Genomic DNA, 20,750 nt, shown 5'->3' on the forward strand with positions numbered 1-20,750 from the left:
CCAGAAATCAGGCCGGTATGCGCCTCGACGCTGCCGGACCGGGAACGCACAATGGCCAACGTTCCCCATAGACCCGAGGCTGTTAACGCAGGGAGTCCCAGATGCGGCAGTTGTCCGAATTGGATGCGTCCTTTCTCTACCTGGAATCCGATACCGCGCCCATGCACATCGGAGGGATCTATATTTTCGACGGTCAATCCTGTGACCAGCCGCTGACGTTCAGCCGATTCGTATCTTACCTGCGCAGCCGGCTACACCTGGTGCCTTTCTTCCGTGAGAAGCTGAAGCAGGTACCACTCAGGCTCGGCGCCCCCTACTGGGTCGACGACGCCAACTTCTCCATCGAACGCCACCTGGCCTACGTCAAGATGGGCGCCCGCAACGACCAGGACAGCCTGCTGGCACTGGCCTCGCGCATCATGCAGGAGCCGCTCAAACGCGACCGCCCGCTGTGGCACATCACCTTCGTCGATGGGCTGGCTGCGACCGATGCGGAAACCGGCAGCGAATCCGCCAGCGGCTTTGCCCTGATCGTGCGCCTGCACCATGCGGCGATCGATGCCTTCAGCGGCGAGGAAATCATGGGCAAGCTGCTTGAGTACAGCGCCACCCCGGAGCCCATACGTCCACCCCAGCCCTGGTACCCGAAAGCGGCCCCCAGCGAACGGCGCGCCCTGCTGCAGGTGGGAAGCAACCTGGCCCGAAAGCCATTCCGGATCGCCTCGCTGGCCGCCCACGCGGCGGAAGCCGCCACCCGCGGCGTCATCCAGCGCCAACTGAGCAAACTGCCCCTGCCACTCCCGCTGTTCTCGGCCCCCCATTCGCCGTTCAACCGCCAGATCACCGCCAACCGCCAGGTACTGGGAAAAACGCTGTCTCTGTCGCGGCTCAAGGGCGTCAAGACCAGCATCGGGGATGTCACTCTCAACGACGTGGTACTGGGCCTCTGCGCGGAAGTCCTGCGCCGCTACATAGCGGAGCACGACGGTGACCTCAAACGCCCGCTGGTGGCGATGACCCCGGTGTCGGTGCGTTCGAAAAGCCTGCGCAGCCCCACCGGCAACCAGATGTCGGCGATGCTGCTGAACCTGGCCACCGACATTCCGTGCCCGGCCTCAAGGATACGCCGCATCCACTGGAACGCAGTGGCGTCCGAACCCTACCAGGAAGCCATCGCCGCCGATCGCCTGACGGAACTCGTGCCATCCACCATGCTGGCCCTGTCGGCCCGCCTGTACGGCGAGCTGCAACTGGCGCAGCGCTACCGTCCGGTGTTCAACGTGCCGATCACCAACGTACCCGGTCCCCAGGTGCCGATGTATCTGCAGGGCGCCAAGCTGGCGCACCAGTACAACCTGGCGCCGCTGTTCGACAGCATGGGACTGGTGATCGTCGCGGTCAGCTACGAAGGTCAGCTCACCCTGAATTTCACCCTGTGTCCCGATGTGGTCCCCGACGGCGAACGCCTGGTCGACCTGGTGGAGGAGAGTCTGCAGGCGATCGAGGAAGCCGCGGAGTCCATGCCAGCCGATCAACCACCGGACCTGCCCGGCGAGGGACACGGTTCGACGCTGCTGGACGACACCCTCAACCTGATCGAAAGCACGCTGCAGAAATCGATCAAACGGCTGCGAGGATGAGACTCCCTCCCGACCGGCAGACATAAAAAAACCGGGCAAAGCCCGGTTCTTTCTAATCGCTCAGTCGCTTGGCTTACTGGAACGCCCAGCGCAGGAAATTCTTCTTCTCTTCCTTCGAGGCACGTTCCCACAGCAGCTTGAGACCCTCAAGCGTGGGCAGTCCCTCGGCGGCCGACGGCACCGCCGGCGCGGAACCGGACGAAGAGGCGGCTGCCGCCCCCACAGCGGCTCCGGCCGTTGCTGCAGGCGCAACCGTCTGCGCGGTATTCGATGCCGGCGCCTGCGGTAACTGGGGCAGCTGCGGCTTGGGCGCAACGTAGTCGCCGGACACGGCCACCTGACGGTTCTGCTCGTCCACCACACGAATCTGCATGTTCTGGGCCATCCGCTCGGCTTCACGCTGGGAAGAGGCCTTGGGCACCACAAACTGGTAAGTGCGTCCGGCCTGGGCATTGATCACCACCTGCAGGGGATCAGTCTCGATCACATTGACCTTGGAGCCCTCGTCCTGCGAGGACTTCTGATTCGCCCACACCGTCTTGTAGGTAAACGCCACCGTGTTCTGCCCCGGCAGCAGCTCATAGCGAAGCTCGATATCGTCCATGAGGTAGCTGTTCACCTCCCGGCCATTGACGGAAAGGATCTTGATCGATTCGGGCTTTTCCAGAATCGCCACCTGCCCGGCCTGGGCGGAAGGGCCATCCCAGGTCTGGATACTCCTGAGTGACGAGCTGCTACAGCCCGCCACAACCAAGGCCGTGACCAAAAGCGCAGCCAATTTCAGACACTGCTTGAATCCCTGTCCGTTTTGACCAGAAGACATGAAAACCTCGCGACGATGATTCGGAAATGAGGAGATGGCCGCGGGGATTCGCGGCAACCGATTCGGCATTTTGACGATTGGTCCGGCCGAGCGCAAGGCGTCGCCTTATCTCGACCATGGCCGACATACTCTGCGAGGCTGTTCGCAACGCTTTGCAATGACGTCGATTTTCAGTTGATTTGCCGTGCGGATCGATTAAATTGAACGCATCGGCATCCAGCAAACCGTTTTGCTCCGGCCTCGACACAACTGCAGCGACACAATAATGACGCGACGAGCCGGTGGCAGGAGACACTGACATGGACACCAGCAATCGCCAGGGAGAACAGGGCCCGGTGCCGTTCCGCAGCAGCCGCTTCTTCTGCGTCAGCGGCGAGTGGTACTTTACCACGCGCGAAGGCTTCGACAGCGGCCCCTTCGCCACCCGCAATCGCGCCGAAACCGGTCTCAAACGCTTCCTTCACGTGGTGCGCCTGCTGCCGGCCCCGGAACGCCTGTACTAGTGTCCCGTCGGGTTACAGGGCGAACGGGATCAGCGTCTTATCCAGCGCGTAGACCAGCGCCATGGCCATGAAGCCGGCGATGACGTCGTCGATCATGATCCCCAGACCGCCAGGCGTGCGATCATCGATCCAATTGATCGGCCAGGGTTTGAGCACATCGAAGAAACGGAAGGCGACGAACGCCAGCAAGACCCCTTCCAGGGTCTGTGGATGCAGACCCAGCACGATCCACATGCCCACGAACTCGTCCCAGACGATCCCGCCGTGGTCGTGCACCTTCAGGTCCCGGGCGGTCTTGCCACACAGCCAGATCCCCACCAGGAAGGCGGCCAGCACCACGCCCCAGTAGGCCACCGGTGGCAACCAGAACAGGATGAAATACAGCGGAATGGCGGCAAGGCTACCCCAGGTGCCGGGCGCGCGGTTGATGGCTCCGCTGCCGAAGCCGAAGGCCAGCAGGTGCACCGGATCCTTGAGGAAGTGCGGCGGCAGCAGCGGTTCAATCTGTTCCGGTTCCTGCTCGAGGGAGGGATCAGTCATGCGTGGCTCCAATCAGTCACCCTGGGCTCCAAAATGGTCGTATCCGCCAATCCCGCTGGCAATCGACGTACCGTCGTTGTGGACCTGGACACCCTGCCCCGCAACCATCTCACCGACCCGGGCCAGGGGAACGTCAACGGCTGCCTGCAGGGATTGCCAGTGCCGCGGCGGCAGGGTGAAACAGAGTTCGTAGTCGTCGCCGCCGGACAGCGCGTGCGACAGCGCCTGTTCGCCGCAGACCTCGCGCAATGACCAAGACAACGGGATGCTGGCCGCGTCGAGATCGGCGCGACAGCCGGAGGCTTGGGCCAGGTGTGCCACGTCCGCCAGCAAGCCGTCGGACACGTCGATGGCCGATGTGGCCAGCCCGCGCAGCGCCGTGCCCAGGGCCAGACGCGGCAACGGTCGATGGTAGCGTGCCAGTAAGTGCTCCTGGGCCAGTGTCGGCGAGGGCTGCTCCAGACACGCCAGCGCACCGGCGGCGTCGCCCAGGCTGCCGGAAACAACGATCAGGTCACCCGGCGCGGCACCGCTGCGACGCAGCGCCTGCCCCGCCGGCACCGTACCGTGAACCTGCAGGGTCAGCGTCAGCGGCCCGCGTGTGGTATCGCCACCGGCCAGGGCAATCCGGAAATCGTCGCTGGCGCTGGCAAGGCTTTCAGCAAACGCCTCTAGCCAGTGTCGACGGGCTTCCGGCAGAGTCAGGGCCAGCGTGTAGCAGACGGGATCGGCGCCCATGGCGGCCAGGTCACTGACCGCCACGCCCAGCGCCCGGGTCGCCAGGTGGCGGGGATCATAATCGGCGGGGAAGTGGACACCCTCCACCAGGGTATCGACGGAGAAAACCAGCTCGCGACCGGGGCCGATCTGCTGGATCGCACAGTCGTCGCCGATGCCGAGCCGGAGGTCGGGGTGCGTGACCGATCGGGCAACGGGTTCGAAAATCTGTCGGATCAGTTCGAATTCGCCCATCGACAACTCCGGCCCGGACCGTCCAGCAACGCCGCCCGCTAGCGCGGACGGGTTTCCGCGAGCCGCAGGCGCCGGCTGAGTTTGTCCAGAAGGCTGTTGACGAACTTGTGGCCCTCGGTACCGCCAAAACGCTTGGCCAGCTCGATCCCTTCGTTGATCACCACCCGGTATGGCACGTCGATCCGATGCTTGAGCTCGTAGGTGCCCAGACGCACGATGGCCAGCTCGATCGGGTCCACTTCGCCCAGGGGACGATCCAGGTAGGGCTCGAACGTGCGGTCCAGGTCGTCCTGCTCCCGGTGGACGCCGCGCAACAGATCCCGGAAATAGGCGGAATCCACTTTGGACATGTCGTTGTCCACCATGAACTCCGCTTCGATGGCACTGATGGAGCTCTTGGAGTAATGGCGGTGGTAGAGCGCCTGCATCGCCAGAACGCGGGCGCGGCGACGTTCACCGGCCTTGGGAGCTCCCGGAGTGGCCGCACCTTCGACCGGAGTACCTTCTTGGTCGCTCATCATTCACCTATCTTCTTGAACAGGCTGACCATCTCCAGCGCGGTGACGGCCGCCTCGGCGCCTTTGTTGCCGGCCTTGGTGCCGGAGCGCTCGATGGCCTGCTCGATGGAGTCCACGGTCAGGACACCGAAGGCCACGGGCACATTGGTGTCCAGGCTCACTGCGCCCAGACCGCTGGAGGCTTCGCCGGCCACATAGTCAAAGTGCGGCGTACCACCGCGAATCACCGCGCCCAGGGCAATGATGGCGTCGTATTCGCCGGTCTCGGCGACACGCTTGACGGCCAGCGGCATCTCGTAGGCACCGGGCACACGCACGACGGTGATATCGTCCTCGGCAATGCCGTAACGACGCAGGGTATCGATCGCCCCGTCCACCAGACTCTCAACGACGAAAGCGTTGAACCGGCCGACGACAAGCGCATAGCGACCACTGCACTGGGTAAAATCCCCTTCCAGCGTCTTGATTCCAGACATCTCTGACTCCTGTTTCCGGACCCGTCTCGACGGACGCCGGCGATTATGGGTTAAACGGTAGATACTCCACCACTTCCAGGTCAAAACCGGAAATGGCGGAGAACTTGATCGGCGCGCTCAGCAGGCGCATCTTGCCCACGCCCAGGTCCCGCAGGATCTGGGACCCGGTACCGACCGTGAAGTAGACACCGGAACTGCCCTTGGCGGCAGGCCGCGCGCCCTCGTCGAAGAATTCGTGGATCCGGTCATCCAGATTGTAGCTGTCCTCGCCGCTGTTCAGGATGACGACCACACCGCGCCCTTCGCTGCCCACCTTTTCCAGGGCGCGATGCAGCGGCCAGCTGTGAGAACCCGTGCGACGGGCGCCCAGCAGGTCACGCAGGGTATCGGTAATATGCACCCGCACCAATACCGGATCATCCTGACCCACGTCACCCATGGTCAGCGCCAGATGAGTGCCGCCGTGGATGGTGTCGCGATACGTACGCAGCCGGAACACGCCATATTCGGTGTCCAGATCATGCTCCTCGATGCACTCGATGGTGCGCTCATGCAGCGTGCGGTAGTGGATCAGGTCGGCGATGGTGCCGATCTTGAGGTCATGCTCGGCGGCGAACGTCTCGAGGTCCTCACGACGGGCCATGGTGCCGTCGTCGTTCATCACCTCACAGATCACACCGGCCGGCTCGGCGCCGGCCAGTGACGCCAGGTCGCAGGACGCCTCGGTGTGCCCGGCCCGGCTGAGCACCCCGCCGGGATCGCTCATCAGCGGGAAGATATGACCCGGCTGGACGATGTCGGTGGGTTGGGCATCGCGAGCCACCGCGGCGAGCACCGTACGTGCACGGTCGGCGGCGGAAATACCGGTGGACACACCCTCGGCGGCCTCGATGGAGACGGTGAACTTGGTACCGAAGCCAGAGTCGTTCTGGCGCACCATCAACGGCAGCTGCAACTGCTCGCAGCGCTGGCGTGTCATCGGCATGCAGATCAGGCCGCGGGCGTAACGCGCCATGAAGTTGATCGCCTCGGGCGTGCAGAACTCCGCTGCCATGACGATGTCGCCCTCGTTCTCGCGATCCTCGTCGTCCATCAGGATCACCATCTTGCCCTGACGGATGTCCTCGATGATTTCTTCGATCGTGTTCAGTGCCATAAGACATTGCACCCTTGATTAAAATGACAGGCCGCCCTTCGAATGACCGGCCTCGTCCTGAACTTGCCGCCGCCCGATGCCGTCAGGCGGACGCTGTATCCGGTACCAGTATAAGCCGCTGGTCGTCGCCAACCTGACGGCGATCGAGTACGCGCCAGTGCTTCCGGTCCGCCATCCGGTCGATGGGCAGGGTCACGGTAGGCCGCCCCTCACTGCCAAGGAACACCGGCGCCTGATACAGCCAGAACTCGTCCACCAGGCCTCCGGCCACGAAACTGCCGGCAAGCCGGGGGCCGGCTTCCACCAGCACGTCGTTCACGCCTTCTCCGGCCAGCCATCCACTCAGCGCCGACAACGCCATGCCGCTGTCTTCGACGGGCAATCCGTGCAGGCGTGCACCGGCGGCGGACAGGGCTTCGGCACGGTCGCTGTCGAGCTGCGCCGGATCGCACAGAATCCAGACCTCGCCGGTGCTCAGGATCCGGGCTCCCGGCGGCGTCTTCAGGGACGGGTCCAGGATCACCCGTCGGGGCTGCGCGCCCGGTGCCACTGCGTCGCCCAGCGCCCCCATGTCGTCCGGGCGCACGGTCAGCGAGGGATCGTCCGCCAGCACCGTTCCCACGCCGGTAACAATGGCCCCACTCATCGCCCGCAGGCGCTGGACGTCGCGTCGCGCCGCCGCCCCGGTGACCCACTGGCTTTCACCGGAGGCCATGGCCGTGCGGCCATCCAGGCTGGCGGCCACCTTGACCCGGATGAACGGTCGCTGCCGGCGCATGCGCTGCAGGTATCCCGGGTTCAGCGATTCGGCGGCGTCGGCCAGCACACCTTCGACAACCTCAATGCCGGCCTGGCGCAGGCGCTGCAGCCCTCGCCCCGCCACGGCCGGGTTGGGATCGGTCATGGCCACCACCACCCGGGCGACCCCTGCGGTCGCCAGTGCGTCGGCGCAGGGCGGTGTGCGGCCGTGGTGGCTGCAGGGCTCCAGGGTGACGTAAGCGGTCGCGCCCCGCGCCGCATCGCCAGCCGCCTGCAAGGCATACACTTCGGCATGGGGCTCACCGGCCCGTTCGTGACAGCCTTCCCCAACCACCTGGCCGTCACGGGCAATAACGCAACCGACACGGGGATTAGGGTGGGTCGAATAACGGCCTTTCCAGGCCAGGCGGATGGCCCGCGCCATCATCTCGGCGTCGCTCGGGGCCGGGCTCGCTGTTCTACTCAATGGAAGACGCCTTCAGTCCTTGGATTTCGACGGCGCGGTCAGGGCCTTGGCCACATCCACCGGGTCGGCGTTGTCGCCCATGTGCACGGTCAGGCGCTCGATCTCTTCCTTGAATTCGTTGATGTCCTGAAAACTGCGGTAGACCGACGCAAAGCGCACAAAGGCCACCTGGTCGAGCTGGCGCAGCTCGGTCATCACTTCCTCGCCCAGCTCCATGGACTTCACTTCCCGCTCGCCGCGGGAACGCAGCCGGAACTTGATCCGGTTCAGCGACGCCTCGATTTCCTCGATGCTGACCGGACGCTTTTCCAGCGCCTTCATGATGCCCGAGCGCAATTTGTCCTCGTCGAAGGGTTGCCGGGTGCCGTCCTGCTTGACGACCCGCGGCAACACCAGTTCCGCCGACTCGAAGGTGGTGAAGCGTTCCTTGCACGACAGGCACTCACGGCGCCGCCGCACCTGGTCGCCATCGGCCACCAGTCGCGAGTCGATCACCTTGGTATCTGCCTCACCGCAAAAAGGACAATGCATGTCGTCCGCTCCCAGACAACGCGGGACGCCTCAACGGCGCCCCGAAAATTTCAGTGGCTATCAGCCGGCGTAGACCGGGAAACGCTCGCACAGCGCCTTGACCTGGCTGCGTACGCGGCTGATGGTTTCCTCGTTTTCCAGATCGTCGAGAATATCGCAGATCCAGGCCGCCAGGTCGCGACACTCGCCTTCGCCGAAACCACGGGTGGTGACCGCCGGGGTACCGATACGCAGACCGGAGGTGACAAACGGCGAGCGCGGGTCATTCGGGACCGCGTTCTTGTTGACGGTGATGAACGCCTTGCCCAGCGCCGCGTCCGCATCCTTGCCGGTGATGTCCTGCTTGATCAGGCTGAGCAGGAACAGATGGTTCTGGGTACCGCCAGACACCACCTCGTAGCCGCGATCAACGAACACGCTGGCCATGGCCTGGGCGTTCTTGATGACCTGCTGCTGGTAGCTGCGGAATTCGGCGCTCATGGCTTCCTTGAAGCACACCGCCTTGCCGGCGATGACGTGCATCAGCGGGCCGCCCTGGCCGCCCGGGAATACGGCGGAGTTCAGCTTCTTCTGGATGTCTTCGTCGGCGCACGCCAGGATCAGGCCTCCACGCGGACCGCGCAGGGTCTTGTGGGTGGTGGTCGCCACTACGTGGGCGTGGGGCATCGGGTCAGGATAGACGCCGGCGGCCACCAGACCAGCGACGTGGGCCATGTCCACGAACAGGTAGGCACCGACCTTGTCGGCGATTTCGCGGAAACGGGCGAAATCCAGGTGCTGGGAGTAGGCGGAGAAGCCGGCAACGATCATCTTCGGCTTGTGCTCGACCGCCAGGCGCTCCACTTCATCGTAGTCGATCAGGCCGGTTTCCGGGTTCAGGCCATACTGGACCGCCTTGTAGATCTTGCCGGAGAAGTTGACGGAGGCACCGTGGGTCAGGTGACCTCCGTGGGCCAGGCTCATACCCAGCACGGTGTCGCCCGGCTTGACCAGCGCCATGTAGACGGCGCTGTTGGCCTGGGAACCGGAGTGCGGCTGGACGTTGGCGTAAGCGGCGCCGAACAGTTCCTTGGCGCGCTCGATGGCCAGATTCTCGACCACATCGACGTGCTCGCAGCCGCCGTAGTAGCGCTTGCCGGGGTAGCCCTCGGCGTATTTGTTGGTCAGCACACTACCCTGCGCTTCCATGACTCGCGGGCTGGTGTAGTTCTCCGAAGCAATCAGTTCGATGTGCTCTTCCTGGCGCTGGTTCTCGGCCTGGATGGCACTCCAGACATCATCGTCGAAGCCGGCGATTTTCATTTCACGATTAAACATGGATGCGCTGCCCCTGTAATGGCTGATCAGAAATTTGAAGGGCCCGTATTCTAGCCCAGATAGCCCTCCAAAATCATCTTTTAACCCGCATGATACGGGTTTTTCGCGCCCGCCGCGCCGGTCCCGCCGAATTGCCAAAGTGACCCGGTTTCGCTACCGTAGGGGGCCTTCAGAATCCGGTCTTACCGGGGTAAATCCAGCGCCTCTCATGAGGCTCCCTAAAGGCCCCGGATCGTCCCCATTTCAATCGTTCGAATCGAGAGGACATTGCCTGACCATGGCTCAATACGTCTATACCATGAATCGCGTGGGCAAAGTGGTTCCGCCCAAACGCGAAATCCTCAAGGATATTTCCCTGAGCTTCTTCCCCGGCGCCAAGATCGGCGTACTGGGTCTCAACGGCGCCGGTAAGTCGACGCTGCTGCGCATCATGGCCGGCATCGACAACGATTACATCGGTGAAGCGCGCCCGCAGCCAGGCATCAACGTTGGCTACCTGCCCCAGGAACCGGAACTGGACGACAGCAAAACGGTGAAGGAAATCGTCGACGAAGCCGTATCCGGTATCCACGATGCCCTGGCCGAGCTGGATCAGGTCTACGCCGCCTACGCCGAGCCGGACGCCGACTTCGACGCGCTGGCCAAGAAACAGGGCGAGCTGGAAAGTTTCATCCAGGCCGCCGACGGTCACGACATCGAGCGCAAGCTGGAAGTCGCCGCCGACGCCCTGCGCCTGCCGGCGTGGGACGCCAAGGTGGTCAACCTGTCCGGTGGTGAACGCCGCCGTGTCGCCCTGTGCCGCCTGCTGCTGTCCGGCCCGGACATGCTGCTGCTGGACGAGCCCACCAACCACCTGGACGCCGAATCCGTGGCCTGGCTGGAGCGCTTCCTGCACGACTTCAGCGGCACCGTGGTCGCCATCACCCACGACCGCTACTTCCTCGACAACGTCGCCGGCTGGATCCTGGAACTGGACCGCGGCCAGGGCATTCCCTTCGAAGGCAACTACAGTCAGTGGCTGGAAGCCAAGGAGAAACGCCTGGAGCAGGAAGCCAAGCAGGAAGCCGCGCGCCAGAAGACCATCAAGCACGAGCTGGAATGGGTGCGCAGCAACGCCAAGGGCCGCCAGTCCAAGAGCAAGGCCCGTCTGGCCCGCTTCGAGGAAATGAGCTCCCAGGATTTCCAGAAGCGCAACGAAACCAACGAGCTGTACATTCCGCCCGGTCCGCGCCTGGGCGACAAGGTGATCGAGGTGGAAGGCGTGAGCAAGGCCTTCGAAGGTCGCCTGCTCTACGAAAACCTCGACTTCCGCGTACCGCCGGGGGCCATCGTCGGTATCATCGGTGGTAACGGGGCCGGTAAGTCCACCCTGTTCCGCATGCTCAACGGCACCGAGCAGCCGGATTCCGGCACCATCACCGTGGGCGAGACCGTCGAGCTGTCCTACGTCGACCAGATGCGCGACCTGGACGGCGACAAGACCGTCTGGGAAGAGCTGAGCGACGGCCAGGACATCATCCAGGTGGGCAACTACCAGACGCCGTCCCGCGCCTACGTCGGCCGCTTCAACTTCAAGGGTGGCGACCAGCAGAAGCGCGTCGGCGACCTGTCCGGCGGTGAGCGCAACCGCCTGCACCTGGCCAAGCTGCTCAAGCAGGGCGGCAACGTCCTGCTGCTGGACGAACCGACCAACGACCTGGACGTGGAAACCCTGCGGGCACTGGAAGAGGCGCTGCTCAACTTCCCGGGCGCGGCGCTGGTGATCTCGCACGACCGCTGGTTCCTCGACCGTGTGGCCACTCACATCCTCGCCTTCGAGGGTGACAGTGAAGCCGTCTTCTTCGAAGGCAACTTCACCGAGTACGACGAGGACCACAAACAGCGCAAGGGCGATTCCGCCATGGTGCCCCAGCGCATGAAGTACAAGAAGCTGGCGTAAGCCGCGCTTCCCGGCAGCCGGCCATCCGGTCGGCTGCCCTTTCCCTTCCACCTGCAATCACCGAGCTTCCATGGCCAAGACCAAGACCGCCTACGTGTGCACCGAATGCGGTGCGGATTACTCCAAATGGCAGGGCCAGTGCTCCGCCTGCTCCGCCTGGAACACCATCAGCGAAGTCCGCGGTGTCAGCTCAGTGTCCGGCGGCGGCAGCCGCGGCGCCCGCTTCGAGGGTTTTGCCGGCAGCCTGTCCGGCGTGCAGTCGCTGGACTCCATCAGCCTGGCGGAACAGGAGCGCGTCAGCTCCGGCATGAAGGAGCTGGACCGGGTCCTGGGTGGCGGCCTGGTGGAAGGCTCGGCAATCCTCATGGGCGGGCACCCCGGCGCCGGCAAGAGCACCCTGCTGCTGCAGACCGTCTGCCATCTGGCCGGCCAGCTCCCGGCACTGTACGTCACCGGTGAGGAATCGATGCAGCAGGTGGCGCTGCGGGCCAAACGCCTGGGCGTGCCTACCCGGGATCTGAAGATGCTGTCGGAAACCAGCGTCGAGCGCATTATCCAGGTGGCGGAAGCGGAAAAGCCCAAGGTGCTGGTGGTGGACAGTATCCAGGTGATGCACATGAGCGAGGTGGAATCGGCGCCGGGCAGCGTGTCCCAGGTACGCGAGAGCGCCGCCCTGCTGACCCGTTTCGCCAAGCAGACCGGGACCATCCTGTTCCTGGTGGGCCACGTCACCAAGGACGGCAGCCTGGCCGGGCCCAAGGTGCTGGAGCATATGATCGACTGCTCGATCCTGCTGGAAGGCTCCAGCGACAGCCGCTTCCGCACCCTGCGCGGCATCAAGAATCGTTTTGGCGCGGTCAACGAACTGGGCGTGTTCGCCATGCTGGAGCAGGGCCTGAAAGAAGTGAAGAACCCCAGCGCCATCTTCCTCAACCGGGGCGAGGACGCCGCTCCCGGCAGTGTGGTGATGGTGGTCTGGGAGGGCACCCGCCCCATCCTGGTGGAAGTCCAGGCACTGGTGGACATCTCACAGGGCAGCTACCCGCGCCGGGTGGCGGTGGGCACGGACCAGAACCGGCTGGCCATGCTGCTGGCGGTGCTGCATCGTCATGGCGGCATGCACGTGGCGGATCAGGACGTGTTCGTCAACGTCGTCGGCGGCGTGAAAGTCAACGAGACCGGCGCCGACCTGGCGATACTGGCCGCCATCGTCTCGTCCTTCCGTGACAAGGCACTGCCGCAGGATCTGGTGATTTTCGGGGAAGTGGGCCTGTCCGGCGAGATCCGCCCGGTGCCCAGCGGCCAGGAACGGATCTACGAGGCTTCCAAACACGGCTTCACCCGCGCCCTGGTGCCCAAGGCCAACGTGCCGCGCAAACCGATCGAGAATATGAAGGTGAAAGCCATCACCAAACTGAGTGAAGCGCTCGACGCCCTGCTCGACATGTAACGAGCGGGCGTTCACGGACGACGCCCGCCATCACCTATCGCTGCTCACCGAGATGGCGCAGCTCCCGGTCCAGCAGGGCCGGGTCCCCCAGATTGAGTTCCACCAGACGACGCAGGTGGGCGGCGCTGTCCAGATCGATGTACTGGCATTGAAACCCCAGCACCTCATCCTCGACGTGGCGCAAGGCCACGGACATCACGATGCCGGTGTCCTGGTCGTTGAGGTGAATCGTAATCTCGAATGGATCGTTCAGACGGGAGGTCCAGTTCGGTGGGCGCCGGACCAGCACCCCTTTGAGAGAGATATCCATGACCTGGCTGGACCAGGCATTGTCGCCGACGTAGATGTCACAGGGCGCGTCGAACAGGATGCGCTCGAATCGGCGCCGATTGTGGGCCATGCTGGTTTCGCTCACAGTGCCGCGCTCCTTTCCCGGACTCTGCCCGGATCGTGTCCAGTTCCTTCTGACACTATAGTTCGCACCGCGCCGGACAGCCATCCGGCGCGGATGCTCACCTAATCGTGATAGGCACCGCTGAGCTCGCACACCGCCTCGATGAAGGCGCCGGCATGCGCGGGATCCACGTCCGGCGTGATGCCGTGACCCAGATTGAAGATATGGCCAGTGCCACGCCCATAGCGGGCCAGGATGTCAGCGACTTCCTGCCGGATGCGCTCCGGCGGCGCGTACAGCATCGCCGGATCCATGTTGCCCTGCAGGGCCACCCGGTCGCCCACCCGGGCGCGGGCGCGACCGATGTCGGTCGTCCAGTCCAGACCCAGGGCGTCCGCCCCGGTTGTCGCCATGGACTCAAGCCACTGCCCGCCATTCTTGGTGAACAGGATCACCGGCACGTAGCGGCCGTCGTGCTCACGGATCAGGCCATCGACGATCCGCTGCATGTAATCGAGGGAAAAAGCCTGGTAGGCCCAACTGGACAGGGCGCCACCCCAGGTGTCGAAGATCTGCACCACCTGGGCGCCAGCGCGGATCTGGGCGTTGAGGTAATCGGTGACCGCATCGGCCAGTTTGCCCAGCAACGCGTGCATGACGTCCGGCTCGCTGTACATCAGCTTCTTGGCTTCGCGGAAGTCCTTGGAAGAACCGCCTTCCACCATGTAGGTGGCCAGCGTCCAGGGGCTGCCGGAGAAGCCGATCAGCGGCACACGGCCGTTAAGCGCCCCGCGGATGGCGGATACGGCAGCCATCACGTAATCGAGGTCGGTTTCGGCGCTCAGCGTCGGCAGCGCCTCCACATCGGCCGCGGAACGCACTGTACGCTTGAACTTCGGCCCTTCGCCGGTCTCGAAATAGAGCCCCAGGCCCATGGCATCCGGTATCGTCAGGATGTCCGAGAACAGGATCGCCGCATCCAGCGGGAAGCGCTCCAGCGGCTGCAGCGTGACCTCGCAGGCCAGCTCGGTGTTCTTGCACAGACTCAGGAAGTCCCCGGCCTGGGCCCGTGTCGCGCGATATTCCGGCAGGTAACGCCCTGCCTGGCGCATCATCCAGACCGGCGTGCGGTCTACCGGCTGGCGCTGCAGGGCCCGTAAAAACCGGTCGTTTCTGAGTTCTGTCATACTGCTCCCGTCGCTGGCTCGATACGTCGTGTTCAGACGTCCAGGTAGTCGAGGATCCCTTCGGCGGCCTGACGCCCTTCCCAGATAGCCGTTACGACCAGATCCGACCCACGGACCATGTCACCGCCGGCAAAAATCTTCGGATTGGACGTCTGATAAGCGAATTCCGCCTGCTCCGGTGCGGTCACACGACCGGAATCGTCGACGTTCACGCTCAGCTTGTCGAACCATTCAGCCGGGCTGGGGCGGAAACCGAACGCCACCAGCACCGCATCGGCCGGAATGACTTCTTCACTGCCGGGCACCACTTCCGGACGACGACGACCGTTCTCGTCGGGATCGCCCAGGCGGGTCTGCACGACCTTGATCCCTTCCACCCGATCCTCGCCAATGATGGCGATCGGCTGGCGGTTGAACATGAACTTGACGCCTTCTTCCTTGGCGTTGGCTACCTCTCGCACGGAGCCTGGCATGTTCTGCTCATCCCGACGATAGGCACAAGTCACACTGGCCGCCTGCTGGCGGATCGCCGTGCGGTTACAGTCCATGGCGGTGTCACCGCCCCCGAGCACCACCACACGCTGGCCTTTCATATCGATGAACTCGCCATCGGTGGCGCCCAGCTCCAGGCGACGGTCCACGTTCGACACCAGGTACGGCAGCGCGTCGTAGACGCCCGGCAGGTTCTCGCCCGGGAAGCCGCCCTTCATGTAGGTGTAGGTGCCCATGCCCATGAAGACCGCATCGTATTCATCGATGATGTCTTCCAGGAGCACGTCCTTGCCCACCTCGGTGGACAGCTTGAACTCGACGCCCATGGACTCGAAGATCTCCCGGCGACGGCTCATCACGCTCTTCTCGAGCTTGAATTCGGGGATGCCGAAGGTCAGCAGGCCGCCGATTTCCGGATAGCGATCAAAAACCACCGGCTTGACGCCGTTACGCGCCAGGATGTCGGCACACCCCAACCCGGCCGGACCGGCGCCGATCACGGCGACTTTCCTGTCTGTCCACTTCACGTGGGACAGGTCCGGACGCCAGCCAAGGGCGAAGGCGGTGTCGGTGATGTACTTCTCCACCGAACCGATGGTGACCGCGCCGTAGCCGTCGTTCAGGGTACAGGCCCCTTCGCACAGACGGTCCTGCGGGCACACCCGGCCGCAGACTTCCGGCAGAGAGTTGGTCTGGTGACACAGCTCGGCGGCCTCCAGCAGGTTGCCTTCGGACACCAGCTTGAGCCAGTTGGGAATGTAGTTGTGAACCGGACACTTCCACTCGCAATAAGGGTTCCCGCAATGCAGGCAGCGGTGCGCCTGGCTGGCCGCCTGTTCCTGCTTGAACGGGTGGTAGATTTCCTGGAATTCCTTCTTGCGCTTGCTAGCCGGTACTTTTTTCGGGTCGATACGGCCGACTTCAACGAACTGGAAGTCGTTATTCAGTCTCTCTTTCATCACATCACTCTCAAGGATTCAACTTCGACAACGATTCAACAGTGCCCGCGCCTGCGGGCTGGGCCGGAGATTTACTCCGGTCGGGCCCGTGTGCTGGCCAGCAGTGTCCGCAGGCTCGCGGCCTTCGGTTTCACTAGCCAGAAACGGCCAATGTAGTCGTCGAAATTGTCGAGAATGTGTTCGGCCCATTCGCTCTGGGTCTCAGCCACATGCTCGCGGATCACACTGCGAAGATGGTTGCGGTACGGCTCCATGTCTTCGCTGGAAATACGCTGGATTTCCACCAGTTCGTGGTTGTATTTGTCGACAAAGGTGTTCTGCTGGTCCAGCACGTAGGCAAAACCGCCGGTCATCCCGGCACCGAAGTTGTGGCCGGTGGTCCCCAGCACGGTCACCAGGCCGCCGGTCATGTATTCGCAGCAGTGATCGCCAGCCCCCTCGACCACCGCGTGGGCGCCGGAGTTACGCACACCGAAGCGCTCGCCCGCGGTGCCAGCGGCGAAGAGCTTGCCGCCGGTGGCGCCGTACAGGCAGGTGTTGCCGATGATGGACGTGTCCTGCGTCTCGAAGCTGCTGCCGCGAGGCGGACGGACCACCAGCTTGCCGCCGGTCATGCCCTTGCCCACGTAGTCGTTGGCGTCGCCCTCAAGGATCAGGTTCAGGCCGCCGACGTTCCACACCCCGAAACTCTGGCCGGCAGTACCGTTCAGGTCCAGCGTGATGGGGGCGTCCACCATACCCTTGTTGCCGTGCACTTGTGCAATCTCGCCAGACAGGCGGGCGCCGATCGAGCGGTCGCAGTTGGTCACGCGGTACTGCCAGTGACCACCGGACTTGCTCTGTATGGCGCCGGTGACGTCCTTGACCATCTGCTCAGCCAGGGCGCCCTCATCGAACGGCTTGTTGCGCTCCACCTGGCAGGTGTGCGGCTTGTCCGCCGGAATCAGGTCATTGCCGAGGATCGGCGCGAGGTCCAGCTGTTTCTGACGCGCGGTATCGCCCGGCAGGACTTCCAGCAGGTCAGTGCGGCCGACCAGCTCTTCCAGGTTGGTCACACCCAGCTTGGCCATCCACTCGCGGGTTTCCTCCGCCACGAAGCGGAAGAAGTTCATGGCCATCTCGACCGTGCCCTTGAAATGTTCTTCACGCAGGTGGTCATTCTGGGTGGCGACACCGGTTGCACAGTTGTTCAGGTGACAGATGCGCAGGTACTTGCAGCCCAGCGCCACCATCGGCGTGGTGCCGAAGCCAAAACTTTCGGCGCCCAGGATCGCGGCCTTGACCACGTCCAGCCCGGTCTTCAGGCCGCCATCGGTCTGCAGGCGGATCTTGCCGCGCAGGTCGTTGGAACGCAGCGCCTGCTGCGCTTCGCTCAGGCCCAGCTCCCACGGCGAACCGGCATAGCGGATCGAAGTCAGCGGGCTGGCCGCGGTACCGCCGTCGTAGCCGGAAATGGTGATCAGGTCGGCGTAAGCCTTGGCCACGCCAGCGGCAATGGTGCCGACGCCCGGCTCGGAAACCAGCTTGACCGACACCAGTGCCTGCGGATTGACCTGCTTGAGATCGAAGATCAGCTGCGCCAGGTCCTCAATCGAATAGATGTCGTGGTGAGGCGGCGGAGAGATCAGGGTCACCCCCGGTACAGAGTAGCGCAGACGGGCGATCAGCTCGTTGACCTTGCCACCGGGCAGCTGGCCGCCCTCGCCTGGCTTGGCGCCCTGGGCCACTTTGATCTGCATGACGTCAGCGCTGCGCAGGTACTCGGCGGTGACACCGAAGCGGCCGGAAGCCACCTGCTTGATCTTGGAGCGCTTCTCGGTGCCGTAACGGGCCGGATCTTCACCGCCCTCACCAGAGTTGGAGCGCCCGCCCAGGGTATTCATGGCCACCGCCAGCGCCTCGTGCGCCTCCGGCGACAGCGCACCCAGTGACATGGCGGCCGAGTCGAAGCGCGGGAAGATGGCTTCCACCGGCTCCACCTTGTCCAGATCGATCGGCGCGATGCCGTCGCGGAAACCCAGCAGGTCGCGCAGCGTCGCTACCGGGCGCTCATTGACCAGCGCCGCGTATTCGCGGTACGTGCCATAGCTACCGTCGGTCACCGCCCGCTGCAGGGTGTTGACCACGTCCGGGTTGAACGCGTGGTATTCCTGACCGTGGACGTACTTGAGTACACCACCCTGGGAAATCGGCTTGCGCGGCTTCCAGGCCAGGCTGGCCAGCAGCTCCTGGTCCTGCTGGAAATCGTAGAAACCAGCACCCTGGATACGGCTGGGCACACCGCAGAAGCACATGTCCACGACCTCATCGGCCAGACCGATGGCTTCAAACAGCTGGGCACCACGATACGAGGTAATGGTGGAGATACCCATCTTCGACAGGATCTTCAGCAGCCCCTTGTTGATGCCCTTGCGGTAATTGTTCTTGGCCTCGATCGGATCCATCATCACCTCGCCGGTGCGGATCAGGTCGTTGAGGATCTGATACGACAGGTACGGATAGACCGCCGTCGCGCCAAAGCCGAACAGTACCGCGAAGTGGTGAGAGTCGCGCGCCCAACCAGTTTCAACGATCAGGTTGGCATCGCTGCGCAGTCCCTTCTGGACCAGGTGATGATGAACCGCGCCGGTTGCCATCAGGGCATTGACCGGCACCTCTCCCTCTTTCAGGTCCTTGTCGCTCAGGATCAGCAACACCCTGCCATCGCGTACCGCCTGCTCCGCCTCGGCACAGACGGCCTCGACCGCCTGTTTGAGGCCGACTTCCGGCCGGTAACTCAGGCGAATCCGGCCCACTTCGAAGCCCGGGCGATCGTTGCTCTCGATGCGCAGGAACTTGGCCGGAGACAGCACCGGTGTCGACAGGATGATCCGATTGGCGTGATCCGGGGTTTCCTCAAACACGTTGCGCTCAGCGCCCAGACAGGTCTCCAGGGACATCACGATGGACTCGCGCAGCGGGTCAATCGCCGGGTTGGTCACCTGGGCGAACTTCTGGCGGAAAAAGTCCGCCACGTGATGCACCTTGCTGGACAGCACCGCCATGGGCGTATCGTCACCCATGGAGCCCACCGCTTCCTGGCCGCTTTCCGCCAGGGGCCGCAGCACCTGGTCGCGCTCCTCGAACGACACGTGAAACATCTTCTGGTGCACCTTGAGGTCGTCGCTTTCCATCAAGCGGAACTCGGGGGTGTCCTGATTCAGCGTGGCCTCAACACGCAGCGCGTTCTCGCGCAGCCAGCGTTTGTAGGGCTGACTGGTCTTGAGGCGCTGATCGATGTCCCTGGTGTGCAGGACTTCTCCGGATTCAGTGTCGATCGCCAGCATCTGACCCGGTCCGACACGGCCCTTGGCCACCACGTCCTCCGGCTTGTAGCCGTAGGTGCCGATCTCGGACGCCAACGTGATGAAATCGTCCTTGGTGATCACCCAGCGCGCCGGGCGCAGGCCGTTGCGGTCCAGCATACAGACCGCATGACGGCCATCGGACAACACCAGACCGGCGGGGCCGTCCCAGGGCTCCATGTGCATGGAGTTGTATTCGTAAAAGGCGCGCAGGTCGGAATCCATGGTGTCGACGTTCTGCCACGCGGGCGGAATCATCATGCGCACGGCCCGGAACAGGTCGACACCGCCGGCGAGCAGGATTTCCAGCATATTGTCCATGCTGGAGGAGTCCGAACCGGTTCGGTTGACCAGCGGCTGCAGGGTCTGCAGGTCAGGCAGCTCCGGTGACTTGAACTTGGACGCCCGGGCGATGGCCCAGTTGCGGTTGCCGTCAACGGTGTTGATTTCGCCGTTGTGGGCCAGGAAACGGAACGGCTGCGCCAGCGGCCAGCGCGGCATGGTGTTGGTGGAAAAGCGCTGGTGGAAAACGCAGATCGCGGTCTGCAGGTCGGGATCGCCCAGGTCCTTATAGAAGGTGGGCAGATCCACCGGCATCATCAGGCCTTTATAGGCGATGGTCTTGTGGGACAGGCTACAGATGTAGAACTCGCTGTCGTCGGCCAGCTCTCGCTCGGCGTGGCGGCGACCCAGAAACAGCCCGATACCGAATTCCCGCTCGCTCTTGCCCGCCGGCTCCACAAAAATCTGCTCGATACGCGGCAGGCAGTCCAGCGCCATCGGCCCCAGGCAGTCGCTGTCGGTGGGGACTTCACGCCAGCCCACAACGTCCAGCCCCTGGTCCACCAGGTGTTTTTCCACAACCTTTCGGGCGCGATCCGCCTTGGCGTCGTCCTGATCCAGGAAAATCATGCCGACGCCGTAGAGGTCACCCAGTTCCTTGCCCAGGCTTGCCTTGGCAGCCTTGCGCAGGAAGGCGTCGGGTTTCTGCAGCAACAAGCCACAGCCGTCACCGGTCTTGCCGTCCGCCGCAATCCCACCGCGGTGGGTCATGCAGGTCAGCGACTCGATGGCAGTTTGCAGCAACTTGTGGCTGGCGTCGCCCTTCATGTGGGCAATCAGGCCAAATCCACAGTTGTCCCGGAACTCACTGGGATGATACAAACCTGTCATCATAAGCGTTCTCTCATATAAAAATTCTTTTCAATCAACGGGATAGATGCCGAGCCCAGGCACATAACCCGCCGACCCTGAAAATGGGGGCTGGCCATTTTACATGCGTGC

At 63.7% G+C, this 20,750-nt stretch carries 18 protein-coding genes; 4 read left to right on the plus strand and 14 right to left on the minus strand.

From position 1 onward, the window contains the following. Positions 1-101 precede the first annotated feature (101 nt). Complete coding sequence (locus tag DKK67_RS19460; RefSeq protein ID WP_111498196.1) at positions 102-1,640, plus strand: WS/DGAT/MGAT family O-acyltransferase; 1,539 nt, start codon at positions 102-104, stop codon at positions 1,638-1,640. A gap of 73 nt (positions 1,641-1,713) precedes the next feature. Here DKK67_RS19460 and DKK67_RS19465 read toward each other — a convergent pair whose 3' ends face one another. Next, positions 1,714-2,388 (minus strand): DUF2057 family protein, encoded by a 675-nt coding sequence (locus DKK67_RS19465; protein ID WP_162628887.1) that lies wholly within the window; start codon positions 2,386-2,388, stop codon positions 1,714-1,716. Beyond that, positions 2,375-2,686, minus strand: coding sequence for a hypothetical protein (locus tag DKK67_RS21690; protein WP_162628888.1), 312 nt, complete (start codon positions 2,684-2,686; stop codon positions 2,375-2,377). The genes DKK67_RS19465 and DKK67_RS21690 overlap by 14 nt, the downstream gene beginning before the upstream one ends. A gap of 76 nt (positions 2,687-2,762) precedes the next feature. On the opposite strand from DKK67_RS21690, the gene DKK67_RS19470 reads away from it, so the two are divergent. Then, positions 2,763-2,966 (plus strand): DUF6316 family protein, encoded by a 204-nt coding sequence (locus tag DKK67_RS19470; RefSeq protein ID WP_111498198.1) that lies wholly within the window; start codon positions 2,763-2,765, stop codon positions 2,964-2,966. A gap of 12 nt (positions 2,967-2,978) precedes the next feature. Here the strand turns inward: DKK67_RS19470 and DKK67_RS19475 are convergent, their stop codons facing one another. From DKK67_RS19475 to glyA, 8 genes are all read right to left on the minus strand, one after another. Further along, positions 2,979-3,506: a phosphatidylglycerophosphatase A family protein gene (locus DKK67_RS19475; RefSeq protein WP_111498199.1), complete on the minus strand. Its 528-nt coding sequence runs from the start codon at positions 3,504-3,506 to the stop codon at positions 2,979-2,981. A 12-nt stretch (positions 3,507-3,518) separates the two neighbouring features. Continuing rightward, on the minus strand, positions 3,519-4,478 hold the full coding sequence (gene thiL / locus DKK67_RS19480; protein WP_111498200.1) for a thiamine-phosphate kinase: 960 nt from the start codon (positions 4,476-4,478) through the stop codon (positions 3,519-3,521). 38 nt (positions 4,479-4,516) lie between these two features. Next, on the minus strand, positions 4,517-4,996 hold the full coding sequence (nusB, locus tag DKK67_RS19485) for a transcription antitermination factor NusB (RefSeq protein WP_111498332.1): 480 nt from the start codon (positions 4,994-4,996) through the stop codon (positions 4,517-4,519). Further along, complete coding sequence (ribH, locus tag DKK67_RS19490; RefSeq protein ID WP_111498201.1) at positions 4,996-5,472, minus strand: 6,7-dimethyl-8-ribityllumazine synthase; 477 nt, start codon at positions 5,470-5,472, stop codon at positions 4,996-4,998. The genes nusB and ribH overlap by 1 nt, the downstream gene beginning before the upstream one ends. Positions 5,473-5,515: 43 nt before the next feature. Then, on the minus strand, positions 5,516-6,628 hold the full coding sequence (gene ribBA, locus DKK67_RS19495; RefSeq protein WP_111498202.1) for a bifunctional 3,4-dihydroxy-2-butanone-4-phosphate synthase/GTP cyclohydrolase II: 1,113 nt from the start codon (positions 6,626-6,628) through the stop codon (positions 5,516-5,518). Between the two features lie 82 nt (positions 6,629-6,710). Continuing rightward, positions 6,711-7,814, minus strand: coding sequence for a bifunctional diaminohydroxyphosphoribosylaminopyrimidine deaminase/5-amino-6-(5-phosphoribosylamino)uracil reductase RibD (gene ribD / locus DKK67_RS19500; protein ID WP_111498203.1), 1,104 nt, complete (start codon positions 7,812-7,814; stop codon positions 6,711-6,713). A gap of 51 nt (positions 7,815-7,865) precedes the next feature. Further along, positions 7,866-8,384: a transcriptional regulator NrdR gene (gene nrdR, locus DKK67_RS19505; protein WP_111498204.1), complete on the minus strand. Its 519-nt coding sequence runs from the start codon at positions 8,382-8,384 to the stop codon at positions 7,866-7,868. Positions 8,385-8,444: 60 nt separating this feature from the next. Next, the gene (glyA, locus tag DKK67_RS19510) at positions 8,445-9,701 is read right to left on the minus strand and encodes a serine hydroxymethyltransferase (RefSeq protein WP_111498205.1); all 1,257 of its coding nucleotides are present in this window, start codon (positions 9,699-9,701) and stop codon (positions 8,445-8,447) included. A 277-nt stretch (positions 9,702-9,978) separates the two neighbouring features. On the opposite strand from glyA, the gene ettA reads away from it, so the two are divergent. Then, on the plus strand, positions 9,979-11,640 hold the full coding sequence (gene ettA / locus DKK67_RS19515; RefSeq protein ID WP_111498206.1) for an energy-dependent translational throttle protein EttA: 1,662 nt from the start codon (positions 9,979-9,981) through the stop codon (positions 11,638-11,640). Between the two features lie 70 nt (positions 11,641-11,710). Next, on the plus strand, positions 11,711-13,090 hold the full coding sequence (radA, locus tag DKK67_RS19520) for a DNA repair protein RadA (RefSeq protein WP_111498207.1): 1,380 nt from the start codon (positions 11,711-11,713) through the stop codon (positions 13,088-13,090). A gap of 34 nt (positions 13,091-13,124) precedes the next feature. On the opposite strand, the gene DKK67_RS19525 is transcribed toward radA, so the two are convergent. The 4 genes from DKK67_RS19525 to gltB form a co-directional block, all read right to left on the minus strand. Continuing rightward, positions 13,125-13,490, minus strand: a complete 366-nt coding sequence (locus DKK67_RS19525; protein ID WP_204355885.1) for a PilZ domain-containing protein — start codon at positions 13,488-13,490, stop codon at positions 13,125-13,127. A 116-nt stretch (positions 13,491-13,606) separates the two neighbouring features. Next, positions 13,607-14,671 (minus strand): uroporphyrinogen decarboxylase, encoded by a 1,065-nt coding sequence (gene hemE, locus DKK67_RS19530; RefSeq protein ID WP_111498209.1) that lies wholly within the window; start codon positions 14,669-14,671, stop codon positions 13,607-13,609. A 32-nt stretch (positions 14,672-14,703) separates the two neighbouring features. Continuing rightward, positions 14,704-16,122: an FAD-dependent oxidoreductase gene (locus DKK67_RS19535; RefSeq protein ID WP_111498210.1), complete on the minus strand. Its 1,419-nt coding sequence runs from the start codon at positions 16,120-16,122 to the stop codon at positions 14,704-14,706. A 71-nt stretch (positions 16,123-16,193) separates the two neighbouring features. Next, positions 16,194-20,642, minus strand: a complete 4,449-nt coding sequence (gltB, locus tag DKK67_RS19540) for a glutamate synthase large subunit (protein ID WP_111498211.1) — start codon at positions 20,640-20,642, stop codon at positions 16,194-16,196. Between the last annotated feature and the right edge of the window lie 108 nt (positions 20,643-20,750).

The sequence above is a fragment of the Marinobacter bohaiensis genome (genome assembly GCF_003258515.1).
Taxonomy (GTDB): domain Bacteria; phylum Pseudomonadota; class Gammaproteobacteria; order Pseudomonadales; family Oleiphilaceae; genus Marinobacter_A; species Marinobacter_A bohaiensis.

Bases quoted from the DNA above. Each gene is read 5' to 3' on its own strand.
- radA (WP_111498207.1), top strand. From the start codon at position 11,711: ATGGCCAAGACCAAGACCGCCTACGTGTGCACCGAATGCGGTGCGGAT.
- DKK67_RS19475 (WP_111498199.1), bottom strand. From the start codon at position 3,506: ATGACTGATCCCTCCCTCGAGCAGGAACCGGAACAGATTGAACCGCTG.
- DKK67_RS19525 (WP_204355885.1), bottom strand. From the start codon at position 13,490: ATGGCCCACAATCGGCGCCGATTCGAGCGCATCCTGTTCGACGCGCCC.
- hemE (WP_111498209.1), bottom strand. From the start codon at position 14,671: ATGACAGAACTCAGAAACGACCGGTTTTTACGGGCCCTGCAGCGCCAG.
- ribH (WP_111498201.1), bottom strand. From the start codon at position 5,472: ATGTCTGGAATCAAGACGCTGGAAGGGGATTTTACCCAGTGCAGTGGT.
- DKK67_RS19535 (WP_111498210.1), bottom strand. From the start codon at position 16,122: ATGAAAGAGAGACTGAATAACGACTTCCAGTTCGTTGAAGTCGGCCGT.
- nusB (WP_111498332.1), bottom strand. From the start codon at position 4,996: ATGAGCGACCAAGAAGGTACTCCGGTCGAAGGTGCGGCCACTCCGGGA.
- thiL (WP_111498200.1), bottom strand. From the start codon at position 4,478: ATGGGCGAATTCGAACTGATCCGACAGATTTTCGAACCCGTTGCCCGA.
- ribBA (WP_111498202.1), bottom strand. From the start codon at position 6,628: ATGGCACTGAACACGATCGAAGAAATCATCGAGGACATCCGTCAGGGC.
- glyA (WP_111498205.1), bottom strand. From the start codon at position 9,701: ATGTTTAATCGTGAAATGAAAATCGCCGGCTTCGACGATGATGTCTGG.
- gltB (WP_111498211.1), bottom strand. From the start codon at position 20,642: ATGATGACAGGTTTGTATCATCCCAGTGAGTTCCGGGACAACTGTGGA.
- ribD (WP_111498203.1), bottom strand. From the start codon at position 7,814: ATGATGGCGCGGGCCATCCGCCTGGCCTGGAAAGGCCGTTATTCGACC.
- ettA (WP_111498206.1), top strand. From the start codon at position 9,979: ATGGCTCAATACGTCTATACCATGAATCGCGTGGGCAAAGTGGTTCCG.
- DKK67_RS19460 (WP_111498196.1), top strand. From the start codon at position 102: ATGCGGCAGTTGTCCGAATTGGATGCGTCCTTTCTCTACCTGGAATCC.
- DKK67_RS19470 (WP_111498198.1), top strand. From the start codon at position 2,763: ATGGACACCAGCAATCGCCAGGGAGAACAGGGCCCGGTGCCGTTCCGC.
- nrdR (WP_111498204.1), bottom strand. From the start codon at position 8,384: ATGCATTGTCCTTTTTGCGGTGAGGCAGATACCAAGGTGATCGACTCG.